The sequence below is a fragment of the Mucilaginibacter mallensis genome (genome assembly GCF_900105165.1).
GTDB classification, from domain to species: Bacteria; Bacteroidota; Bacteroidia; order Sphingobacteriales; family Sphingobacteriaceae; genus Mucilaginibacter; species Mucilaginibacter mallensis.
Genome location: NZ_LT629740.1, coordinates 3635343 through 3659472 on the forward strand (window position 1 = coordinate 3635343; position 24130 = coordinate 3659472).

The 24130-nt window shown below is 41.5% G+C and carries 16 protein-coding genes; 6 read left to right on the top strand and 10 right to left on the bottom strand.

Translation table 11 applies throughout. The annotated features are described in order from the left end of the window. Positions 1-19 precede the first annotated feature (19 nt). The 6 genes from BLU33_RS14760 to BLU33_RS14785 form a co-directional block, all read right to left on the bottom strand. Complete coding sequence (locus BLU33_RS14760) at positions 20-2449, bottom strand: ABC transporter permease (RefSeq protein ID WP_091374367.1); 2430 nt, start codon at positions 2447-2449, stop codon at positions 20-22. A 286-nt stretch (positions 2450-2735) separates the two neighbouring features. Further along, a complete protein-coding gene (locus BLU33_RS14765; RefSeq protein ID WP_091374369.1) occupies positions 2736-5105 on the bottom strand; it encodes an ABC transporter permease in 2370 nt (789 codons plus the stop codon). 123 nt (positions 5106-5228) lie between these two features. Beyond that, positions 5229-7649, bottom strand: coding sequence for an ABC transporter permease (locus tag BLU33_RS14770; protein ID WP_091380595.1), 2421 nt, complete (start codon positions 7647-7649; stop codon positions 5229-5231). A gap of 125 nt (positions 7650-7774) precedes the next feature. Further along, positions 7775-10120 (bottom strand): ABC transporter permease, encoded by a 2346-nt coding sequence (locus BLU33_RS14775; protein WP_091374373.1) that lies wholly within the window; start codon positions 10118-10120, stop codon positions 7775-7777. 228 nt (positions 10121-10348) lie between these two features. Next, positions 10349-11026, bottom strand: a complete 678-nt coding sequence (locus tag BLU33_RS14780; RefSeq protein ID WP_091374376.1) for an ABC transporter ATP-binding protein — start codon at positions 11024-11026, stop codon at positions 10349-10351. A 108-nt stretch (positions 11027-11134) separates the two neighbouring features. Then, positions 11135-12397, bottom strand: a complete 1263-nt coding sequence (locus tag BLU33_RS14785; protein ID WP_091374379.1) for an efflux RND transporter periplasmic adaptor subunit — start codon at positions 12395-12397, stop codon at positions 11135-11137. 368 nt (positions 12398-12765) lie between these two features. On the opposite strand from BLU33_RS14785, the gene BLU33_RS14790 reads away from it, so the two are divergent. From BLU33_RS14790 to BLU33_RS14800, 3 genes are all read left to right on the top strand, one after another. After that, on the top strand, positions 12766-14121 hold the full coding sequence (locus BLU33_RS14790; protein ID WP_091374383.1) for a sigma-54-dependent transcriptional regulator: 1356 nt from the start codon (positions 12766-12768) through the stop codon (positions 14119-14121). Further along, entirely contained in the window at positions 14111-15475 is a 1365-nt protein-coding gene (locus BLU33_RS14795; protein ID WP_091374387.1) for a sensor histidine kinase, read from the top strand. The genes BLU33_RS14790 and BLU33_RS14795 overlap by 11 nt, the downstream gene beginning before the upstream one ends. A gap of 216 nt (positions 15476-15691) precedes the next feature. Next, positions 15692-16216 (top strand): NADPH-dependent FMN reductase, encoded by a 525-nt coding sequence (locus BLU33_RS14800; protein ID WP_091374389.1) that lies wholly within the window; start codon positions 15692-15694, stop codon positions 16214-16216. Here BLU33_RS14800 and BLU33_RS14805 read toward each other — a convergent pair. Next, a complete protein-coding gene (locus BLU33_RS14805; RefSeq protein ID WP_091374392.1) occupies positions 16213-16839 on the bottom strand; it encodes a porin family protein in 627 nt (208 codons plus the stop codon). The two genes, BLU33_RS14800 and BLU33_RS14805, sit on opposite strands and share 4 nt — an antisense overlap. Positions 16840-17133: 294 nt before the next feature. Here BLU33_RS14805 and htpG point away from each other — a divergent pair, with 294 nt between their 5' ends. After that, positions 17134-19017: a molecular chaperone HtpG gene (gene htpG, locus BLU33_RS14810; protein ID WP_091374395.1), complete on the top strand. Its 1884-nt coding sequence runs from the start codon at positions 17134-17136 to the stop codon at positions 19015-19017. Positions 19018-19288: 271 nt separating this feature from the next. Continuing rightward, on the top strand, positions 19289-19795 hold the full coding sequence (locus BLU33_RS14815) for a DUF4251 domain-containing protein (protein WP_091374398.1): 507 nt from the start codon (positions 19289-19291) through the stop codon (positions 19793-19795). Between the two features lie 171 nt (positions 19796-19966). On the opposite strand, the gene eutC is transcribed toward BLU33_RS14815, so the two are convergent. The 3 genes from eutC to eat all read right to left on the bottom strand — a co-directional run bounded on the left by eutC (position 19967) and on the right by eat (position 23684). Then, on the bottom strand, positions 19967-20731 hold the full coding sequence (eutC, locus tag BLU33_RS14820; RefSeq protein WP_091374400.1) for an ethanolamine ammonia-lyase subunit EutC: 765 nt from the start codon (positions 20729-20731) through the stop codon (positions 19967-19969). Further along, entirely contained in the window at positions 20719-22113 is a 1395-nt protein-coding gene (locus BLU33_RS14825) for an ethanolamine ammonia-lyase subunit EutB (protein ID WP_091374403.1), read from the bottom strand. Before BLU33_RS14825 ends, eutC begins: the two co-directional genes overlap by 13 nt. 149 nt (positions 22114-22262) lie before the next feature. After that, positions 22263-23684, bottom strand: a complete 1422-nt coding sequence (gene eat / locus BLU33_RS14830; RefSeq protein WP_232009295.1) for an ethanolamine permease — start codon at positions 23682-23684, stop codon at positions 22263-22265. Between the two features lie 138 nt (positions 23685-23822). Here eat and BLU33_RS14835 point away from each other — a divergent pair, with 138 nt between their 5' ends. Then, positions 23823-24083: an RNA-binding protein gene (locus BLU33_RS14835; protein ID WP_091374406.1), complete on the top strand. Its 261-nt coding sequence runs from the start codon at positions 23823-23825 to the stop codon at positions 24081-24083. Positions 24084-24130: the final 47 nt, after the last annotated feature.

Here is a 24130-nt window from a genome sequence, read left to right on the forward strand (position 1 = left end):
CCAGTGAACCAATGAACATTTATTCCGACCGCAAACTTTTAACCGGGTTTGTTAATGCTGCTTTTATTGATTGAAAACTGATAGTAACAAATGCTATAAGTATTGCGGCAACGCCTGCCAGTGCGAAAACCCACCACTGTATATTCTGGCGGTAGGCAAACCCTTGCAAAAACCACCTGTTCATAAAATACCAAGCAAATGGCGAGGCTATAACTATAGAGATCAGCACCAGCTTTATAAAATCACGGGATAACATCCCAACTATAGTTGACATGCTTGCGCCTAATACCTTGCGGATGCCTATCTCTTTGGTACGTTGTTCGGCAGCATAGGCAGCTAAGCCGAACAAGCCCAGGCAGGCAATAATGATAGCCAGTGAGGTAAATGCTATGGCAATGCCCCCAACGCGCTGCTCAGAGCGGTACATTTTATCAAAATCCTGATCCATAAAGGAATAATTCAAGGTTTGATTTGGCGAGAATTGCGCCCACTTAGCTTTTACCCGGCTTAGCAATGCAGTAATATCAGCTGTATTTGATGAACGAATGGTTAAACCACCCAGGTCATGCCCGCTAAAAAGCACCATGGGCGCTACATTATTTCTCAGTGATTGATAATTAAAATCTTTCATTACCCCAATAATGTGGTATGGCTTTAATTTCATAGCCTTTTCATCCTGTGGATCATAGATCACATGGTTTAGCGGATCAGCATAACCAAGCATTTTAACAGCAGCCTCGTTAATAAGTACGGCATCAGTGTCAGTAGCCATTTGGTGTGAAAAGTTTCTGCCTGCTATTATTTTCAATCCCAGTGTCGGCACATAATCCTCATCGGCATACCATTCAGTTAATAATACGCCATTTTTCTGATCTGCAACCGGACCTTTAAATACTGTTGAACTATTACCATAATTGGTTGTAGGCAAAGCACCGGTAAGCGTAGCATTTTGCACACCCGGTAATTGCTTTATTTCTTCTTTAAAACTACTGGCCTTGTTGCCCAATGTATATACATCCCAAATAGTAAATGCATGATTGCGGTTAAAGCCGAGATCTTTATTTTGGATATATTTTAGCTGGTTATAAATAACCAGTGTGCCGATGATAAGGAATATGGAAATTGCAAACTGGAACACCACCAAAAAGCTGCGTAAGTTTCCACCCTTAAAACCTGCTGATAGTTTGCCCTTAAGCACCTGTATCGGCTGAAAACCTGACAGAAAGAATGCCGGATATGAACCTGCCAGTACCCCAATAAACACTATAATAAGTAACAAGGTTGGTATTAACCACACTAATATTTGACGGGTAATGACTAAGTCTTTATCAGCCATATTATTAAATAATGGTAATAAGAGCCATGCCGCAATTACCGCAATTACTGCACCAGCCAGTGTAACCATTATTGATTCGGCCAGGAACTGGAAAATCAGGTATTTACGCGGTGAGCCCAATACTTTTCTTACCCCAACCTCACGGGCGCGGTTTGCGGAGCGTGCGGTTGACAGGTTCATGAAGTTTACACAGGCTATCAGCAATATAAATATGGCTATTGCCGAAAACATATATACGTATTGCATATTACCGTTCATACCCAGTTCGCCTACCATATTTGATTGCAGGTGAATTTTGGTAAGCGGGATAAGCGTAAGCCTGAAAAAGTTACCTCCCTGCTCAAACTTATCAAAAGTTAAATGCAGGATGCTTTGCAATTGCGGGCCTGCATGAGTTTTGAAAAACTGATCAAATTTTGATTGAAGATTTTTATAATCTGCTCCCGGCCTCAGCAATAAATAGGTGTTAAAATTACTGCTGAACCATGAATCGTCCCTGCTTTGATCAAGAGTCGACATGGAGATAAAAAAGTCATAATTAAAATGCGATTGTTTTGGCACATTGTATATTACAGCGGTTATTTTGTAAAGCGCAGTATCATTAAAAGTCATCATCTGCCCTACTACATTGGTGCTGTTAAAGTACTTTTTAGCGGCGCGTTCGGTTATTACAATACTGTGCGGTTCTTTCAAACCAGCAACCGGGTTGCCATTTATAGCAGGCAGTGTAAATATTTTAAAGATCGCAGGGTCAGCATATATCATGGTGTTCTCCTGTATATTCTGCGTACCTTTTTTTACCTGAAAACCACCACGATCCCTGAGCCTTGCAATTTCATCTATCTCCGGAAAATCGCTTTTCATAGCAGCAGCCATAGGGGCTGGTGATACTGCATATTTGTTATCGGCACCGCCAAATTTTATGGCCTCGTTTACACGGAAGATCCTATCGGCATTTACATTATACCTGTCATAACTTAACTCATCAAAAACATAAAAAACGATCAGCAAACAAGTAGCCAGGCCTAAAGCCAGGCCCAAAACATTTATTGCTGTAAAACCCTTGTTTTTGGTAAGGGAACGGAAAGCGGTTTTTATATAGTTTTTTATCATGATAGTGGTTATTAATTTAAAATGCTTGAATGCAAAGCCAGGTCAATAACAGATAATGACCAAACCTATACCAAAATACAAATTATTAATAATCAGATAGTTAAAACCAACAAGCATGCGCAATGTGTACGCAAGTGAAACACCTTATGTCCGGTTATGATACACATTACTTCGCGTCATTGGTTCACTTGTTCATTAGTTCATTGGTCTTGTCCTATGTTAGTTAGCTCATCAGTATTGCCAACTGCATTACTAATGAACAAGTGAGCCAGTGAACTAATGAACATTATTCGCTACGCAAACTTTTAATAGGGTTGGCTACCGCGGCTTTTATGGCCTGGTAGCTAACCGTTAACAGCGCAATAACTATGGTAATAACACTTGCCAGGGCCATTATCCACCAGCTTAGTGTTATACGATATTCATAGTTAGTGAGCCATTTATTTAACACATATATTGATAATGCGATAGCCGGTACAATAGCTATTAAAACCAGTATCAAAAAGTCTTTTGATAATAAGCCAACCAGGTTGGTTACACTGGCACCTAATACTTTACGTACACCTATTTCTTTTGTCCTTTGCTCTGCAGCATAGGCAGCTAAGCCGAATAAACCCAGGCATGAGATAACAATTGCCAGGCCACCAAATATATTTGCCAGTAATGCCAGCACCTTTTCGTTCTGGAATTTTTGCTCAAATTCTTTATCCACAAAATTAATGGTTGGCGGGTAGGCCGGATTTATCTCTTTTAGGCTTTTGTTGATCAGATCGATACTGGCAGTAGTACTTTTTGCCGGGTTAAGGCGCAAAGCTATAACTGAACCACCAAAACCATTACAAAAGGTTACCATAGGCGGCGTTTTTTGGTAAGGTGAGCCCCAAACAAAATCTTTGTAAATACCAACGATGGTAACAGGCTGATCTCCCCATTTAATTATGGCACCCAATGATTGTTTCATGAGTTTGGCCGCAGTTTCATTGATCATAACCGTTTGAATTTTAGCAGTTGTATCGGCAGGATACTCCGCCGAGAATTCACGGCCCGCTACCAGCTTTACCCCTGTTGTTTTAGTAAGATCAAAGCCGGCATAAAATATATCAAACAATATTTTTTGGTTAGGATCTTTGCCTTGCCAGTCGATGCCCCAGGTGTTGCTACCATTTTCGGTAATACTTTGTGATAGGTTTGAGGCATGGATAATAGCCCCATTATTTTTAAGCTCGGTTATAAGTGCATTAGCTTTTTTACTGAGTGTGCCCTCAACAGGTACTTCAACCAGGCTATTTTTATCATAGCCATTTGGCATAGATTGTATGTAACGGATCTGACGATAGATACAAATGGTTGCTGTAATTAAAAATACAGCAAAGGCAAACTGTATCACCACTAAAACCTTACGAATAGGCAATACACTTTTGCTGCCTTTAAACACACCTTTTAAAACTTTTATAGGTTGGAATGATGACAGGTAAAAAGCAGGGTAACTACCTGAAATAAGCCCGGTAAATAAAGCCAGACCAACAACCAGCAGCCATGCGGGCCAACTACCAATTGGTAAAACGAGCTTTATATTGAGCAGGTTATTAAAGAACGGCACACATATGCTCAACACAATTACAGCTAATATGGTTGATATGAAGGATAAGATAAGCGACTCGATAATAAATTGAGTTACCAGCGGCCCACGACCTGAGCCTATTGCCTTGCGGATACCCACTTCTTTTGCCCGCTCTTCGGATCGTGCGGTAGAAAGGTTCATGAAATTTACACAAGCTATCAGCAATATGCAGGTAGCCAGTATCTCAAACAAGTGTATCTGCTGAATTTCACCACCTGCTGATTTACCATTTTCAAACTTATTATATAAGTGAAGCTTTGTAAACGGGAAAAGGAAAAGCTGGTTCTTATTACCCTGATCGTGCTTACCTACCATTGTGCCCAATATATTATTGGCACGTGCAAGAGCTGAGGGATCTTTTAACAATACAACAGTGCGGCAAAAATTACTGCCCCAGTTGCCTGATTTAGTCCATGCATTTGCATTTTCATATTGTACATAAGGTATAGCATAATCAAATTTAAATGAGGTATTTGCAGGCATATTTTCAATAATACCCGTAACCATTAAGGGTATATTACTGTTAAAACTAACCACTTTGTTCATGGGGTCTTTATTGCCAAACAGGGTTTTGGCCAGGGCTTCAGTAATAACTATTGAATTTGGCTGAATTAATGCCTTTGCAGGATCGCCTTTAATAAAGTGATAAGAGAATATGGAGAAATAGCCCGGATCAGTATACAATCCCTGTTTTTTAAAACTGTTGTTATTGTATGCCAAAAGCCCATTGCCTGTATAATCAATTACACGTGCGGCTTGCAACACACCCGGCACCTCATTTTTAATAGCCATGGCAGCCTGTGAGGGTGTTGCAGAAAAGGTATATATCTTACCATCACCGGGCTGATTGTTCTCAACAATGTAAATATTGTCGATATTTTTAAACTGATGATCGTATCCTAAATGATAGGACACATACAGCAAAAGCAGCAAGCAGCTGGCAATACCTAAAGTTAATCCACCCGCATTTATAAGCGAGAATGCCACATGCTTTTTAATGTTTCGCCAGGCGATTTTAATGTAATTCTTTATCATTTTATTGATTCATTAGTTCATTTCACTTCGTTGTCATTTTGCTTCGCATCATTGGTCATTAGGTCATTACGCTTCGCTGTCATTGAGTATTTTACTAATGACCAATGACACAATGACTAATGACTATTCAGAACGCAAACTTTCAACCGGGTTGGCAATAGCCGCTTTAATGGATTGAAAACTGATAGTTATTAAAGCAATAAGTATAGCCGCCACGCCTGCCAATGCAATTATCCACCAGTGGAAGTTTACTCTGTAAGCAAAATCCTGCAGCCATTTTTGCATTAAATACCAGGCTATAGGCGATGAAATCACGATGGCTATAAACACCAGTTTTATAAAATCTTTTGATAGCATGCCTGCGATATTCGGAATGCTGGCACCTAAAACTTTGCGGATGCCGATTTCTTTTGTACGCTGTTCGGCCGCATAAGCCGCCAAGCCAAATAGGCCCAGGCATGCGATAGCGATTGCCAGTACTGTAAATACCATAAATATAGTTCCGGTACGTTGCTCCGAGCGGTAAAGTTTATCAAAATCCTGATCCATAAATGAATACTCGAAGTGCGCCTGCGACATACCCTTCCATTTATCCTCAACCTGGGTAAGTAGGCCAGATATGTTAGCGGTATTTACCCTTATGCTTAAATTACCGGTATCCTCGTTTAACTGCATAATTACCGGGTCGATATTTTGCCTTAAAGAGCTAAAATTAAAATCCTTAACAACTCCGATAATGGTATAGGCTTTAAATGTAGGATTTGGGCCGCCGGATGATTTGTAAATGATCTTGTTAACCGGATCGGTAAAGCCTAAAAATTTTGCGGCTGTTTCATTGATCACCACCGAGCTAGAATCCGATAGTATTTGATTTGAAAAGTTACGCCCTGCGGCTATTTTCATACCCAGTGTTTTTACATAATCCTCGTCTACATTCCAGGTTTGCGGGAATATAGATTTTTTAGGATCTGCTACTGCTTCCTTATAAAAAATAGCCGTACTACGGTTTAGCGAGGTAGGCAAAAACCCGGTTAAAGTAGCATTTTGTACGCCCGGCAGTTGTCTTATTTCCTGCTTAAACGCCTGCGAATGATTACCCAGCTCAAACGCGTTGTGTATAACTAAAACCTGGTTACGGTTGTAACCCAGATCGCGGCTTTGGATATAATGCAGCTGGTTATAAATAACCAATGTACCTATGATTAAAAATATGGATATAGAAAACTGGAAAACAACCAGGAAACTCCTTAACCTGCCACCCTTAAACCCACTTGAGATTTTCCCTTTCAGCACATCAATTGGCTGAAAGGCTGATAAAAAGAAGGCCGGATACAAGCCTGCTAAAAAGCCGATCACAAGGACTGCCAATAATGACACTGGAATGAGCCAAACAAGTGTATGCGCTGTTATAATGATATTTTTATCAGCAAACTGATTAAATGCCGGTAAAAACAATACAACAAGCACTATTGATATGATTACCGCAATCAATGTAACGATCATTGATTCGGATAAGAACTGGGCTATCAGATACTTCCTTGCCGACCCCAATACCTTGCGTACACCAACCTCCCGTGCCCTGTTGGCTGAACGGGCTGTTGAGAGGTTCATGAAGTTTACACAAGCTATTAATAATATAAATATGGCTATAGCCGAGAAGATATACACGTATTGCTCGGTGCCATTTATGCCTAGTTCACCGGTTTGGTTAGAGTGCAGGTGTATATCGATCAGCGGAATCATATTCATCCTGAAATAGCTGCCATTTTTTTCAAATGCGTCATAACTCATTTTTAGTTCATCCTGCATTTGTCCGCCACTATATTTGCGCAAAAATTGCGGGAACTGCGCTTCCAGCTTTTTATAGTCGGCGCCCTTGCGCATTAAAACATAGGTGTTATAATCACTTCTTAACCATTCATTGGAGCGGCTATCAGGAAATGAGGACATCGACACCAAAAAATCGGCATGGAAATGCGATTGTTGCGGTATATCCTTTATTACCGCGGTAATTTTAAATGCCTTGTTTCCATCGGTGATTAAATTTTCACCAACCACATCAACCTTGTTAAAATATTTTTTAGCGGTTGATTCGGTGATCACCACTGTGTTAGGTTCGGTTAAAGCAGTTGCTTTGTTACCATAGAGAATTGGCAGGGTAAAAACATCAAATATAGATGGGTCGGCAAACAGGGTATTATATTCGAGAATATTTTCATTTCCCTTTTTAACATGCATGCCGCCAAGGTTTTTCAACCGCACAGTATTTTCTACATCAGGGAAATCGTTTTTTAGCGTTTTGGCAAGTGGCGGCATGCAAACAGCATACTCCACCTTGTTATCGCCTAATTTCAATTGCTCGTTTACACGATATATACGGCCGGCATTTTCGTTATACCTGTCATAACTTAACTCATCGGCTACATAAAATACAATAAGCAAACAAGTAGCTAAACCAAGCGCAAGCCCAAGCACATTAATGGCTGTAAACCCCTTATTTTTTCGAAGGGACCGAAAAGCTGTTTTTATATAGTTTCTTATCATCGTTTTAGTCATTAGTCATTTCGCTGCACTGTCATTTTGCTTCGCGTCATTGAGTCATTGCGCTGCGCTGTCATTGGTCATTCGTTAACGTCAAACTAATGACTCAATGACCAATGACACAATGACTATTCCGACCGCAAACTTTTCACCGGGTTAGCCAGCGCGGCTTTTGTAACCTGGTATAAAATAGTAACTGATGCAATTATAAATGAGGCGCTTATGGCTACCACAAATGTTTCGGCACCAATATTTATATGGTAGGCAAAGTTTTGCAGCCAGTTGTTCATCATGTAATAACCAAGCGGGGCGGCAATAAAAAATGCGATGCCTATCAATACTATAAACTCTTTTGAAAACAGGGCAACAATGCTGGTTAACGATGCACCCAATACCTTGCGGATACCAACTTCTTTTGTGCGTTGTGATGCGGCAAAACTTATAAGGCCGTACAAGCCCAGGCAGCCAATAAGTATGGCGATAGATGAAAACAGCCTGAACGCGGTATAAACCTTTTGCTCCTGGCGATAAAATCCAGCTATACGGTCGTCCATAAACTGGTAGCTGAACAGATCATCAGGAAATATGGCCGACCATTTCTTGCCTACATGATCAATAGTTTGACGCATGGCCGCCGGCTGTACAAGCATACTTACCGAGTAAAAATTGCTACGATCGTACATGAGCACGCAAGCCCTTATCTTTTTATGTTTTGATTCGCTTTGAAAATCCTTTACTACACCGGTTATAGCAACCTTGTTACCATTAACTTCTATCTGCTGACCAATAGCTTTCTGGGGATCCTGTATGCCTATATCATGTATCAGCGTTTCATTTATCACTACATGGTGCAGGGTATCGTCCTTAGCTACTTTATTACCTGCAAGCATGGTCAGGCCAAACATATCTATATAGCGCTCATCAATATTTTTAAGTTCGGTTACATTATCCTTAGGATAACCCAGTTGCTTTGCTGAAAACGGACAAAAATTACTACTGTAAGCAGGCGCTGCCGATGAAAAGCTAATATCCTTTATTCCCGGTTCGGCAAGTAACTGCTGTTTTAAAGCCTCGCCTTTGGCAACATCAGGTATATCTACCGTTACTATAGCATCTTTGTTAAAGCCGAGGTTCTGGTTTTCAAAGAAGTCCATTTGCCGGGCAACTACAATGGTGCCGACTATTAATATTTGTGAAATGGCAAACTGGGCTATAACCAAACCTTTGCGTAGTGTTAAGCCTCCGGTTGAGATGCCCACTTTATTTTTAAGTGAATCCACAGGTTGAAATGCTGACTGTACAAATGCTGGATAAAGGCCTGAAAGTAATATTACCAGCACCGTTAAACCGGCTATACACTCCATCACAGCAGGTTCGCTCAATTGTGATGCGTTTATATTTATGCCCAATATATTATTGGCCCGTGTGAGGAATATGGATGCTATTGCAATGCCCATAAACAGAGCCAGCAATACCAGTACAGTAGTTTCGCCCAAAAACTGCGCTATTAGTTGCCCTTTACCTGCGCCAAGCACTTTGCGAACACCTACTTCCCGGGCGCGCCTGATGGCCTGCGCTGTGGCCAGGTTAATAAAATTGATGCATGCCGTAATAATAATGAGCAATGCTACGCCGCCCAAAACATAATAAGTTTCTCTTGATGTTGGGGTAACAACGTTATTGATATAACGCTGATCGAAATGCACATCCTTAAGCGGCTGTAGTGGCAGTGTCGCCTGTTTTGCGATATCATCGCCCCAGTGTTTTTTAATAAAGGCCGGTATTTTAGCCTGGATATTTTTTATAGATTGATTTTTTGGAAGAACGATGTACACATAACTGCCACCAGGTATATTCCAAAAATTATGGTTGAAATCTTTTTGTATGGTGATGAAGGAGATCAAAAAGGTAAAGGGCAAACTGGTATTACCCGGCACATCCTTTATTATACCGGTAACTTTAAGCGGGAATTGCTTATCAACATTAATTACCTGCCCCATGGCATCTTTCTGCCCGAAATATTTTTTGGCGATGCTTTCTGTTAACACCACGGTATTAGGTTCAGCAAGGGCCGTTTTAGGGTTGCCGGCTATCCATCGGTAATCAAATACCGCCGGGAAATGCGCATCGGCAAAAGCAAAATTCTTTTCGTCGTAACGATTATTGCCAACTTTTATAAGGCCATCGGTCTGAAAAAATACTTGTGTAACCTGTTCCAGCTCCGGAAAATCCAGCCGCATGGGAGGTACTATAGCTACTGATATATTTGAATTGAAATCAAGCGCGTGCAGGGTTACGCGATAGGTTCTGTCGGCCTTATGGTTAAAGGCATCATAGCTCAGTTCGTTTCTTACAATAAGAAATATGACCAGGCAGGAAGCGATACCAAGCGTTAATCCAAAAACATTCAGGAACGCGTAACTCATATTACGGCGTATGTTTCTGAAAGCGATAATAAAGTAATTCCTGATCATTTTTTACTAGTATTAGTTATTACGCTACGCTGGCATTTTACTTCGTGTCATTAGTCATTTCGCTTCGCTGTCATTGGGTCATTGGTTATTGGGGAAGCCAAATTAATGACTAATGACCAATTATCTTGATTGACCGCTTTTCTCCAAACCGCCCCTCCCATCCGGGGAGGGGCTCCGGAGACATTTAATTAACTACATTAAACTGCTTACCAAATCAGTATTTTTATCTCAGATCATGATATTTTCCATCACTGTTTGTCCGTCAAGCAGGCGGATAATACGGTGGCTGTAACGAGCATCATGCTCGGAGTGTGTTACCATTATAATAGTGGTGCCCTGTTCGTTCAAATCAGTTAACAGTTCCATTACATCGTTACCGTTGCTGCTGTCAAGGTTACCTGTGGGCTCATCCGCAAGTATTAGTTTTGGTTTGTTAACTACCGCACGGGCAATAGCCACACGCTGTTGCTGACCACCTGATAACTGCTGCGGATAGTGATTGCGGCGGTGCATTATCTGCATTTTGTCCAACACTTCTTCCACCCTTTTCACACGCTCTGCCGATGGCACGCCGGTGTAGATCAATGGCAGCTCAACGTTTTCAAAAACGGTAAGCTCATCAATAAGGTTAAAGCTCTGGAACACAAAACCAATGTTATGCTTGCGCAGATCGGCACGCTTACGCTCATTGAAATGTGCAACTTCAATGCTGTTGAACATATAGCTGCCTTCATCCGGATCGTCAAGCATTCCTAAAATGTTCAGCAATGTTGATTTTCCACAGCCCGATGGACCCATTATGGCAACAAATTCGCCTGTTCCAACTTCCATTGACAGCTTATTTAGTGCAATGGTTTCTACCTCTTCGGTACGGTAAAATTTTTCGAGATCGGTAATTTTTATCATTGTAGTTTACTTAAGTTTTCCCTGCGAAGGGTATTAATCCTTATATAGTTTAGTTTCTATTTTAAATTGTCCACCTAACTCATCCCTTTCAGGGGAGGCTGGGTGGGGTTATTTATTTAATATCAGTTCCTGCATCTCGCCATAAGTATCATAGCTTGATGTAATCACCTTATCGCCCGGCTGCAAGCCGCTTATTACTTCGTAGTAATCAGGGCTTTGCCTGTTTAATTGTATATCAGCCCTGTAAGCGGTTTTACCGTTGGCACTTACTTTAAATATCCAGTTACCACCTGTTTGTTGGTAGAATCCGCCCTTAGGTAGTAATATGGCTTGCGTTGCATCGCTCAATGCCAATCGTATCTGCAAAGTTTGCCCGTTTCTTATGCCTTGCGGTACGGCTCCCACAAACTCCATATCTACCTGAAACTGCCCTGTTCCGGCTTTCACCTGGTCAAATACCTTCTTTATTTTTAGGTTATAGGTTTTATCAGCAAATTGAAAATCACCCTTTAAGCCTTTGTAAACACGTGAAATATAGTGCTCATCAATATTAACCCTTACCTTGAACCCTGATAAGACGTCAATTTCTCCTAAACGTTCCCCCTTTGTAATATTTTGTCCAACTTCAGAATCCATTGAGCTTAGCTGACCATCAACCGGTGCTTTTACCACAAGGTCGCCAACCTTTTGCTTCATCAGGTCTAAAGTACTTTTCATATTGGCATATGATTCCTGCGCCTGTTGCGCCTGTTGTTTTACTGATGTTGAATCCTGTTTCAAGATCTGGGCATTTAGTTTTTCTTTGCGTAAGGCATAATCATAAGTATTTTGAGCTATCTGAAATTCCTGCAACCCAATAGCCTTTTGCGCGTAAAGCTTCTGATCCAGTTTATAAACACGTGATGCATCCCTGAACGCGTTATCAGCATCGGCCATATTCTGTAATTTACCAATGGTATTTTGTTGTGCCTGATCACGCGAGATCTGCATTTGCGTAAGCACGTTAAATACAGCAGTTTGTTGGTTAGCCAGACTTAGTTCAAGGTCAAGATCGGATAATTTCATGATGGGGTCACCGGCTTTCATCTGGGTGCCATCCTCAACATAAAGCTTTTCAACACGGCCACCTTCAACTGCATCCAAATAAATAGTAGTAATAGGCAGTACAACACCGTTAACAGGTATAGTTTCCTGAAAAGGGCCCTTTGTAACTTCACTAATAGTAATACGATCGGTATCAACATCCAGTTTACTCTTGCCACCCACACCTGTAACCACCACGAAAACGATGAATATAACAAGCGCCGATACACCGGCAATTATCATTATTCGTTTATTGTTCCACTTCTTTTTTTCTATAATTCTGTCCACTGTTATAATTTATATTTCCATAGTGATTACAAAAAGATATGCCACAAATTAAATAACTGTTTTTCAGCATTTTACATGCTAAATATCAAATTAAAGCGTACGCTTCTGTTACAGCAAGTGTACGGTTATGATACAGTGGTTTTATGGTTCATTAGTTCACTGGTTCATTAGTTCATTGGTGTTAAGTTCGTAACTATATGATTTACAAGCAACATCTATTTTCATATTTATATCTAGCACAAAAATTGTTGAATGGTTGGCAGGTTCATAGTAAAATACAATACCCATTAATTAATGATACTTTAGTATTTTGCAATTGAATTGGTGTAAACTATGACACTAATGAACCTTGAACTAATGAACAAATAATGATACTTAAAAAAGCTACCGTTTTAATTGTTGATGATGATACCGATGTATTAACGGCTGTTAAGCTACTGCTTAAAACCGAGGCACAGGAAGTGATCACCGAGAAAAACCCGGAAAATTTAAACTGGCTTTTGCAGCGCAACCAGGTTGATCTTGTTTTACTGGATATGAACTTTAACAGCGCCATCAACACCGGCAATGAAGGTTTATACTGGCTTAAAAAGATAAAAGAATGGAAGCCCAACGTATGTGTGATAATGATTACAGCTTATGGCGATATTGACCTGGCTGTACGATCACTAAAAGAAGGCGCTGATGATTTTGTGGTAAAGCCATGGCACAATGAAAAGCTGATAACCACCATAAAAGACCTGCTCGATAAACAGGAGGGCGTAAAACCTGCTAAAACATCTGTCAAAAGCTCAAATGGGGGAACATCTATTCTGGGTGAATCGGATGTGATGCAGGATATTTTTTATAAAGTGAATAAAATTGCCCCTACCGATGCCAATATATTGCTCTTAGGCGAAAACGGTACCGGCAAGGATTTGATGGCAAAAGCTATTCATGAACGTTCGTTACGTGCCGATAAACCATTTGTTAAGGTTGATGTGGGCGCGCTTACTGATACTTTGTTCGAGAGTGAACTGTTCGGGCATAAAAAAGGAGCATTTACTGATGCACGTGAGGATCGTACCGGCCGTTTTGAAGATGCACAGGGCGGTACTTTATTTTTAGATGAGATCGGGAACATTACCCTGCAGCAACAAGCCAAGCTATTAACCGTATTACAAAACAGGCAGGTAACGCGTTTGGGTACCAATAAAGCTGTTGATATTGATATCAGGCTGATATGCGCCACCAATTTACCGTTGAACGAGTTAGCCAATGAAAACCGTTTCCGTAAGGATTTGATATATCGTATTAACACCGTTGAAATTAATATGCCGCCATTGCGCAGGCGTAGCGAGGACATTGTAGTATTAGCACGGCATTTTTCAAAAATGTATGCTACTAAATACCTTAAACCCGCGATGGATTTTGAACCGGCCGCTTTACAAAAACTACGGATGTACAACTACCCCGGTAATGTAAGGGAACTGCAATACACTATTGAACGCGCCGTAATTATGGCCGACGATCATATAATGCATGCCGATGACCTGATATTTTCGATACTGGAAAACCCGGCCGATACAACTCCTGATAATGACAATGTGCCTTTAAGCATTATGGAAAAAAATGCCATTTTAAAGGTAATTGAAAAGCACAACGGCAACATTACCCGGGCAGCAAAAGAGCTTGGCCTAACACGTACCGCCTTATACCGCAGATTGAGCAAATATGATATTTAACCGTTACGAGTGGCGACTTTTGCTGCGCATATTGTTCCTGTTTATTACACTAACTGCAACAGCGTTTATAATTGTTGCTGACAAGACCTGGTATTTGTACCTGGCAGTAACCGTGCCCCTGCTTATTTATGAAACGCTTGATCTGATCCGCTTTCAGAAAAAGGCGCAGGATGAGGTGAGCCAGTTTGTGGAGTCTATCCACTATCGTGATTTTTCGCGCCATTTTGATGTGCGCAAAGCACCAAATGAATTGAAGCCATTGCGTAAGGGTTTTAATGAGATCAATTCAACATTCAAACTCATCAGCCGCGAGCGTGAGACACAATATCACTATTTGCAAAAGATATTGGAACTGGTTGATACCGGCATATTATCATACGAACTGGAAACCGGCGATACAGGTTGGATAAACGAAGCCTTTAAGCAATTAATAGGTGTCCCCTACCTAAAAACCATCCACTCGCTTGAGAAACGCGAGCCGGATCTGTACAAGGAAGTGATCGCCCTTAAACCCGGCGACAGCAAGATAGTAACCATGACCCGCAACCAGCAGCTGATTAAAATTTTGGTAACTGCCAGCATATTGCGCAGCGATGAGAAGCTCTCAAAACTGGTAGCCTTTCAAAATGTGAGCGAAGCCCTGGACGAAACGGAATCAAAGGCATGGCAAAAGCTGCTGAATGTAATGACACATGAGATCATGAATTCAGTGGCCCCAATATCATCATTGGCTGATACACTGAAAAACCGGTTAAAAAGCCCTGAAATTGCAAACAGCCCAGTAAGCAGCGAACTGGAAGACCTGGAACTGGGGATCGATACCATAAAACGCCGCAGCGAGGGCTTGCTTAAATTTACCGAAAGCTATCGCAGCCTCAACAAAATAACCAAGCTCGATCTTACTAAAATACTGGTGCGCAACCTGTTTGAGAACCTGAGCAACTTAATGCGCCCTACCTTAGAAAAAAAGCATATAGAATTAGAGATCATCCTCCGCGACCCGGCGCTCGCCATTGAGGCGGATATTAACCTGATTGAACAGGTGCTCATTAACCTTTTGGTAAATGCCATTGAAGCTGTAAAGGACAGGGAAGAACCACGCATCATCCTATCTGCAGAAATGCAAAGCAACAACAAAACGCTGGTTAAAGTATCCGATAATGGCCTTGGCATGCCGCCTGAATTGCTGGACAAGATCTTTATCCCATTCTTCAGCACCCGTAAAACGGGCAGCGGTATTGGGTTAAGCTTATGCAAGCAGATCATGCTGCTGCACAAGGGCAATATCCAGGTGCAATCAACAGAAGGTGTGGGTTCGGCATTTGTGATGCAGTTTAGTCCGCAGGGGCAGTAAAAAAAAATTGGCTCCCCCCGCCCGTTCAAGCGTCCACGCTTGAATGCTATTTTTTGTAAGCGTCCACGCTTACCTTGCATTAAAATAAGATGATTTTAAAGAGGCTTTTAGCGTGGACGCTTGAACGAGCGATGACGGTATAAATAAAGTAAAATTTGGATTTAGCCCCACTATCTGATAGATGATTTATTCCTGCAAATCATAATTTTGTCATCAATGAACAAAAACATCTTCGCCATATCCGGCAGCCTGCGCAGCGGCTCATCAAATCATAATATCCTTAAATTTATAGGGACGATGGCGCCTGCTCATGCCGCTTACAACATCTACAATAATTTAGCACAAATACCACCATTTGACCCCGGACTGGATAATGAAACCCCGCCAAATGCTGTAACCGAACTAAGAAATCTTATAAACCATGCCGATGCTGTTATTATCTGCACACCTGAATATGCCTTCGGCGTGCCCGGTCAGCTTAAAAATACTTTGGACTGGCTGGTATCCAGCAGTACACTGGTTGACAAACCGGTATCACTTATCACAGCCTCATCCGTAGGCAATAACGCCCATACGGCGCTGTTGCTTACCCTCGGCGCATTATCTGCAAATGTTATAGAAGAAGCTACCCTACTCATCCCCTTTATCCGTGCTAAAATGGATGATGAAGGTAATATTACTGATAAGCAAACGAGAGAAGGCCTTGAAAATGCCTTCTCTAAATTACTGGCCCTGCTTTAGAGTATCTGGTATGATATGCTTACCTCAAACAAACTCATGCGGGTGTGCGAGTATTGATAGTTGCTATAAGCTATCCTGTTTAAGCCACCTTCATACCGCAGATCAACACCAACCCTGTTAAAATCAGCGCCAACGCCAAATACCCAGGCGTAGTTTATATTTTTATAGTCCAGTTTTACAAAATCGTTATCGGTAAAAGTTGTTGTTGTTGATGGGTAAACCTGTTTTCGGGTGAGGTCAAACGAAAATAACGGGCCGGTATATATCCTGCCTGCTACATCAAAAAGCTCACCTTTTGCAACGGCTAATAAGGGCACATCAATACTGGTAAAGCTGGCACTGTTTGTGGTGTGAGTAAAGGTATTGTCGGTAATTTTAACATTCTTATCGGTTAAATACACCTCGGGCTGAAACTGAAAAACATCACCGCCTACCCTGCCCCAAACACCAAACTGGTAGCCCATTTTGTTGGTATTATTATAAACACCATTTTGCGGAAGATACGATAAATTTGCTCCTGCTTTAACGCCAAAAGCTATATCTGGCGAGGATTGTCCTAACTGCGCAAATGCCATCCCGGCAAATGACAGACACATTGTGATAGTAAGTAAGGTCTTTTTCATGTCGGTTAATTATTTACAACCAATTTAAGGCTTTAGTTAATGGCAATAGGGTGCCCTTATAAACTTAACTGTTGAGCTCTACAGTTAATTTCCTGTTTTTTATGAAAAAACATTTGTTCATGTCTGATATTTTATTTATTCATCATTTTTATACACTGATGGGCTATTAGTTTTAAACTTTCTACCTTAAACTTTCAACTCAACGTACTGCCAATTTGACAACCCCGCTCCTTTTGGAACAGGCATTGATATAGTACGAGCACAATCATTAATTAAACAATACAAGAAAATATTATGCAAGAAAAAGGAACGATTTCGATACATACCGAGAACATTTTCCCGATAATTAAGAAGTTCTTATACTCCGATCATGAGATATTTTTGCGCGAGCTGGTATCAAACGCGGTAGATGCAACACAAAAAATTAAACGCCTTGCCTCATTGGGCCAGTACAACGGCGAACTTGGCGACCTGCGCGTAGAAGTTGCTTTTGATGCAGACAAAAAGACAATAACCATATCCGACAATGGCTTGGGTATGACAGCCGATGAAATTAAAAAATACATTAACCAGATCGCATTTTCAGGTGCTACTGAGTTTATGGAAAAATTCAAGGAGGCTAAAGATGCCAACGAGATCATCGGCCGTTTTGGTTTGGGCTTTTACTCGGCATTTATGGTGGCTGACAAGGTAGAAATACAAACACTGAGCTACCAGGATGGCGCTGAGCCGGCTTACTGGGTATGCGATGGCAGCACCGAGTTTGAAATTGGCGAAGGCACTTTAGCTGAACGCGGTACAGAAATAACCCTGCACGTTAACCAGGAGGGTGAAGAGTTTTTAAGCGAGCACCGTTTACAGGAGATATTGGATAAATATTGCAAATTCCTGCCTGTGCCTATCAAATTCGGCACAAAAACCCAGGAAGAAGAAGATGGTGTTGATGAAGAAGGCAAGCCAAAATATATTTCAGTTGCCGTTGATAACATCATTAACGATACCAACCCTATCTGGACAAAAGCTCCATCTGAACTGAAGGACGAGGATTACCTGAATTTCTACAAAGAACTTTATCCGTTTTCTGAAGAGCCATTGTTCTGGATCCATCTGAATGTGGATTATCCGTTCAATCTTACAGGCGTGCTTTACTTCCCTAAGCTGAAGAACGATTTCGAGGTACAAAAAAACAAGATCAAACTTTTCTCGCGCCAGGTATTTATTACCGACGAGGTGAAGGACATTGTACCTGAATTTTTAATGCTGCTGCATGGTGTTATTGACTCACCAGATATTCCGTTGAACGTATCACGTAGCTTTTTACAGGCTGATAGCAATGTTAAAAAAATCAACAGCTATATCACCAAAAAAGTGGCTGATAAACTGGCTGAGCTTTTCAAAAGCGACCGCAAGGCTTATGAAGAAAAATGGAGCGACATTGGCGTTTTCGTAAAATACGGTATGATAACCGAAGAGAAGTTTTATGATAAAGCCAAAGACTTTGTTTTGCTTACCAGCACCACAAAAGAGAACTTCACTTTAGAAGAATACAAGGAGAAAGTAGCTCCGGTACAAACTGATAAGGATGACCGTTTGGTGTACATTTATACTAATGACCCATCGAAACAGGATGCATTTATCCAATCAGCTAATAAAAAGGGTTATGATGTGTTACTGATGGATACACCTATTGATACCCACTTCATCAGTCAACTGGAGCAAAAGCTTGAAAAAACATCATTAAAACGTGTTGATGCTGATGTAGCCGACAAGCTGATCAACAAAGGCGAAGCGCCTGAAAGTGTTTTAACTGAAGAGCAGGTTACCAAAGTGAAATCAATTTTTGATAAGGCTATAAACAAACCTGCCTTTAAGGTTGAACTGGAAAGCCTTAATCCTGATGAGCTACCGGTAACTGTAACCATGGACGAATTTATGCGCCGCATGAAAGATATGGCTGCAATGGGTGGCGGCATGGGCTTTTATGGCAACATGCCCGATAACTATAAAGTTGTAGTTAATGGCAACCACAAACTCATCAGCCGTATTTTGGGTGATGAAAACGAAGAAGTACAAGCACAACTGGCTAAACAAGCATTTGATCTAGCCCTGCTTTCACAAGGCCTGTTAAAAGGTGCTGAGCTTACTGAGTTTGTTAACAGAAGCGTGAACTTGATATAATTATTCACGAATTACACGAATTGATTTAATTCACGAATTACACGAATATGGAAAAGCCACTCTAAAGAGTGGCTTTTTTGTTGAACCCCAGTCCACCGATGTCATTGCGATCCGCTGGCATCGGAGTGGCAAACTCGTCGCTTGCATATTGAACGCGACGAGTTTGCTTCGTCGTTCCTCCTCGCAATGACATTTTTTTTAATATAAATTATTCCCTAACTTTAAATCAACAACACCATTTTTTACGTTATACCTATATAAACCATTCACCATGAAAACCTTAGTATCATCAGCATTTATTATCGCCCTGCTTCTTATTGTTGGAACAACAAACGCACAGCAAACAGATAAACAAGCCAAGGAGCAGGCTAAAGCAGCCTCCATAAAAAGCAAGATAGATGCGCAGCGCTATACTTTTGTTGCCCAATATGCACTACCATTAAGGGGCGGACAAAAATATCTTACCTCTGATTATGATCTGAAAGTCAGAAAGGACTCTGTAATTGCATATCTGCCCTATTTTGGCCGCGCATATATGGATGTGCCATACGGAGCAACTGATGACGGTGTGAAATTTACCTCTACAAAGTTTACTTATGTGGTAACCCCCAAGAAAAAAGGCGGCTGGACCATAACCATCACGCTGCAGGATGTGAGGCGAACCAGCAAATTAAATATTGATATATTTACCAATGGTACCGCCAGTGTACAAGCCCTCAGCAATGGCCGCGACGCGATAAGCTTTAGCGGGTATATAAAGGATGATAAGAAGAAATAGGAACCAGGATTTTTAGGATTTGATTGATTTATAGAATGTAATAATCGACGAAAACAAACTTACGAAGTTTTGAAAACTTCGTAAGTTTGTTTGAGAAGCGATCTCAGTGAACTAATGACAGCGCAGCGAATGACTAATGACGCGAAGCATAATGACAGCGAAGTATAATGACTAATAACCAATCAACCCCTGGTTATCCTTCAGCCCGACACCAGACAATTTCAACCTAAAAGCCTCCTGCACCAAATAAAATATTTTACCTGCTGCTGCTTTGTATTTTAGCCCATGCGGGCGAATATTGGAAATGCAATTGCGTGATTCATCGGTTAGTCCCGGCTTGGGGTTGTAGGTAAGATAAGCCCCTATACTGTCTGCCGAACTCAGTCCGGGGCGTTCGCCTATCAGCATTATGGCAAACCGGGCTTTTAACAGGTATGCCAGTTCATCGCCAAGGGCTACCCTACCCTGCTCCACCAGACAAACAGGGGATATCTTTAATTTAGCATCCTGCAAAAGCGGAATAAGATATTTTAGTATTCCACTCGTATTTTCATTTACTGCAGTAGCGGAAAGTCCGTCGGCTATAATAATTACAACATCATAATTACCGCTATTGGTTGTTAGTTGTTCTGCTGATGCCTCATTCAGTTTTCGGCCCAGATCGGGGCGTTGCAGATATTGAGCCCTGCTATTGGCCTTACTGTGTAATAATAAGCCCGGTAAATTAAACTGCGTAAGATTATTTAATATGCCCTCAATATCCAAAACCGAATACACTGCATCACGGGCATGGGCATGGGCCAGTTTAAATTCAAGGGTTTGTTTTATCGGAATACTCGTCCCGGCACGACCAATAGCTATCCTTGCCGCGGTAAATTCCTTTAACAGGTTCAGCGGATCTTCAAGTTTTAACTGTCCTTTTGTTATTTTATCCATAACCCTCCGAAATGGCTCAATAACCCTGCCTGATTCTTTGAAGTCAGGCTGCCCTTTTCGTCCATAATACCCTGCTTCATCAGCCATTGCTCAAATTCGGGCGCGGGTTTTAATCCCAATACTTTTCTCAAATATAAAGCATCATGAAATGAGGTTGACTGGTAATTCAGCATAATATCATCCGAACCTGGTATCCCCATAATAAAATTGCAACCTGCAATGCCCAACAGCGTAAGCAGGTTATCCATATCATCCTGATCGGCTTCGGCGTGGTTGGTATAGCACACATCTACTCCCATCGGTAAGCCCAATAATTTGCCACAAAAGTGGTCTTCCAGCGCAGCGCGAATGATCTGCTTACCATCGTACAAATATTCGGGGCCGATAAAACCAACTACGGTATTAACCAATAGCGGATTAAACTTACGGGCTATGGCATAAGCCCGCACCTCGCAGGTTTGCTGATCAACCCCATGGTGCGCATTTGCAGATAAGGCGCTGCCCTGCCCCGTTTCAAAATACATTACATTTTTCCCGATTGTCCCCCGGTTTAACGACAACGTTGCCTGGTAAGCTTCCTCAATTAAAGCTAAGTTTATGCCGAAGCTGGTATTAGTTTTCTCTGTACCACCTATGGATTGAAAACAAAGATCAACAGGCGTATCAGCATTATTATTGATAAGCTCAAGTGTGGTAGTAATATGGCTCAACACACATGATTGTATAGGTATCTCGAACTGCTGCCGCAAAGTATCTATCATCCGCAGTAGTTGCATCACTCCCGCCGGACTATCAGTTGCCGGGTTAATACCGATAACCGCATCGCCACTGGCATACAGCAGGCCCTCAATTATACTGGCGGCTATGCCTTTGGGGTCATCTGTGGGGTGGTTAGGCTGTAAACGGGTTGAAAAATGTCCCTTTAAACCAATAGTATTACGGAAACGTGTTACCACCTCAATCTTTTTTGCTGTCGCGATCAGGTCCTGGTTACCCATTAGTTTGGATACCGCCGCAACCATCTCAGGCGTTAAACCAGCCTCGATATTTTTTAAAACTGCGGCATCAGTATCATCGCTCAACAGCCAGTCGCGCAGCTCGCCAACCGTTAGGCTACTTATTGTGTTAAAAGCACCGGCATCGTGACTATCAATTATCAGCCTTGTTATTTCATCTTGTTCGTAAGGAATGATGGCTTCGTTCAAAAAATTCTTCAAAGGCACATCAGCTAAAACCATCTGCGCGGCAACCCTTTCCTCATAACTATCGGCACACAAACCCGCCAGCGCATCCCCAGTACGAAAAGGCGAAGCCTTTGCAAGCAATGTTTTCAGGTCGTTAAACCTGTATACTTTTCCTTTAATTGTGGTTTTGTAGTTCACTGGTCACTTGTTCATTAGTTCATTGGTGTCGCTTCGCAATTACTACTCATTGGGTCATTTCACTGCGCTATCATTAGTCACTTTACACGAAACTTACGAAGTTTTAAAAACTTCGTAAGTTTTATTTGCGCGGTTACTATATCATGTAATCAATTTAATCCGACGAATCCCGGTTCAGCTACCATATTCTCCTCCGTCAACCTCACCTTATGTTTCCCCATTAGCACAAAAATGGCAATAGCCACTGCCAACCCTGCAAAAAATAGGAGGCTGATATAAAAGTTATAATACATAATAGCGAACAAACATACCGCAGATATAAACAAGGCCACAGCCGGGAACACCGGGTAAAATGGCGAAGCAAAAGGCCGCTCTAAATTAGGTTCTTTTTTACGGAGGATAAACAGGCTCGCCATGCTCATTAAATACATTACAATAGCGCCTAATACCGACAACACTATGATCTGATCGGTTTTACCTGATAATAAAGCTAAACAACTGATAAGCCCGGCTACAATAATTGCCCAATGCGGCGTTTTGAATTTATGGTTTACTCCTGATAAAAACCGCGGCAAATAACCGCTCCTGGCCATAGCGAAAACCTGTCTTGATGACGCCAGTATAGTACCATGGAACGATGCGATCAACCCAAACAGGCCTATGCTGGCAAATATTTTAGTTAAGCCGTTAGCTTTGCCTAAAGCTATAGCGATAGCCTCGGGCAAGGGGTAATCCATATTTTTTGAGAAGATGCGCCAATCGGTAATGCCGCCTGTTAATATCATTACGCCTAAGGCTAAAAATATCAATGTAGCCAGGCCGGATATGTAGCCTTTAGGGATATTCTTCTTGGGTTCTTTTACTTCCTCAGCAACCATGGCTACGCCTTCTATCGCCAAATAAAACCATACCGCGAATGGCAACGCGGCAAACACCCCTCCCCAACCAAAAGGCATAGGGTGGGCCAAATAATTAGCCATCTTAAAATGCGGCCCGATGATGCCCATGAACAACAATAGTTCGCCAACAGCCAATATGGTTATAAAAACAGAAAACGTAGCCGACTCCTTTACCCCCGATATATTAATAATAACAAATAGCAGATTAAACACCATTGCCGAGGGTATTATAGGTATCTGCGGATATAAAAAGTGAAGGTAACTACCCAATGCCGCCGCTATGGCAGGTGTAGCGAACAGGAAATCGACCAAGGTGGCATAACCGGCTATTAACCCGCCAAACGGCCCCATTGCACGGTACGCATAAGCAAAAGCGCCGCCTGCATGCGGAATGGCCGTAGTCAACTCGGTATAGCTAAAAATAAAGGTAACGTACATTACCGTGATGATGAGCGTAGCTATCAGAAAGCCGATTGTACCCGAAACGCCCCAGCCATAGTTCCACCCAAAATATTCGCCGGAGATAACCAACCCAACCGCTATGGCCCACAGATGTATGGGTTTTAAAACTCTTTTTAATTGTTCAGTGCTTTTTTCAGTCATTGATTTATGGCCAGAGGTCTTATTCTGCCTTAAATTAGTCAATGAATAGCTGATTTCAAAATCGGCCAATGTTATTTAATTGTTAAGCAGGATGCTTAAAACGCTGAATCTGTGACAAAAAAATTACAAATAAACATAAACTGCACAAAACACCTTTTCATTCCTATTGTTCAATCTATATAAAATAAACCTATAAAAGTTATTAACATGCTACGTATCAGTATTCCTTCAAACGGTCCTGCGAAGATTGATTATTCAACTTTTAGTAATTTTATGTTACCAATGCCTGATGGTATTGATAGCGAGGTAAATAATAGCCTTGTACTGCTTTTTGATGATGAGGAAAAGGCGATTGACTACACTAATCAATTGAGGCAACTTTCAGGCTCACAGAAAAAAGCAGGCAATGAGCTTATTGCTGCTATTGAGAAAGATATGTTTGTGAGAACTTACGCGCATTCGGCGTAGGTGTGTTTTTTAGTTCCCCTCCCTGGAGGGGGCGCGATGGATGGTGT

Bases quoted from the DNA above. Each gene is read 5' to 3' on its own strand.
- BLU33_RS14775 (WP_091374373.1), bottom strand. From the start codon at position 10,120: ATGATCAGGAATTACTTTATTATCGCTTTCAGAAACATACGCCGTAAT.
- BLU33_RS14835 (WP_091374406.1), top strand. From the start codon at position 23,823: ATGCTACGTATCAGTATTCCTTCAAACGGTCCTGCGAAGATTGATTAT.
- htpG (WP_091374395.1), top strand. From the start codon at position 17,134: ATGCAAGAAAAAGGAACGATTTCGATACATACCGAGAACATTTTCCCG.
- BLU33_RS14760 (WP_091374367.1), bottom strand. From the start codon at position 2,449: ATGATAAAAAACTATATAAAAACCGCTTTCCGTTCCCTTACCAAAAAC.
- BLU33_RS14770 (WP_091380595.1), bottom strand. From the start codon at position 7,649: ATGATAAGAAACTATATAAAAACAGCTTTTCGGTCCCTTCGAAAAAAT.
- BLU33_RS14800 (WP_091374389.1), top strand. From the start codon at position 15,692: ATGAACAAAAACATCTTCGCCATATCCGGCAGCCTGCGCAGCGGCTCA.
- eutC (WP_091374400.1), bottom strand. From the start codon at position 20,731: ATGGATAAAATAACAAAAGGACAGTTAAAACTTGAAGATCCGCTGAAC.
- BLU33_RS14780 (WP_091374376.1), bottom strand. From the start codon at position 11,026: ATGATAAAAATTACCGATCTCGAAAAATTTTACCGTACCGAAGAGGTA.
- BLU33_RS14805 (WP_091374392.1), bottom strand. From the start codon at position 16,839: ATGAAAAAGACCTTACTTACTATCACAATGTGTCTGTCATTTGCCGGG.
- BLU33_RS14795 (WP_091374387.1), top strand. From the start codon at position 14,111: ATGATATTTAACCGTTACGAGTGGCGACTTTTGCTGCGCATATTGTTC.
- BLU33_RS14815 (WP_091374398.1), top strand. From the start codon at position 19,289: ATGAAAACCTTAGTATCATCAGCATTTATTATCGCCCTGCTTCTTATT.
- BLU33_RS14790 (WP_091374383.1), top strand. From the start codon at position 12,766: ATGATACTTAAAAAAGCTACCGTTTTAATTGTTGATGATGATACCGAT.
- BLU33_RS14765 (WP_091374369.1), bottom strand. From the start codon at position 5,105: ATGATAAAGAATTACATTAAAATCGCCTGGCGAAACATTAAAAAGCAT.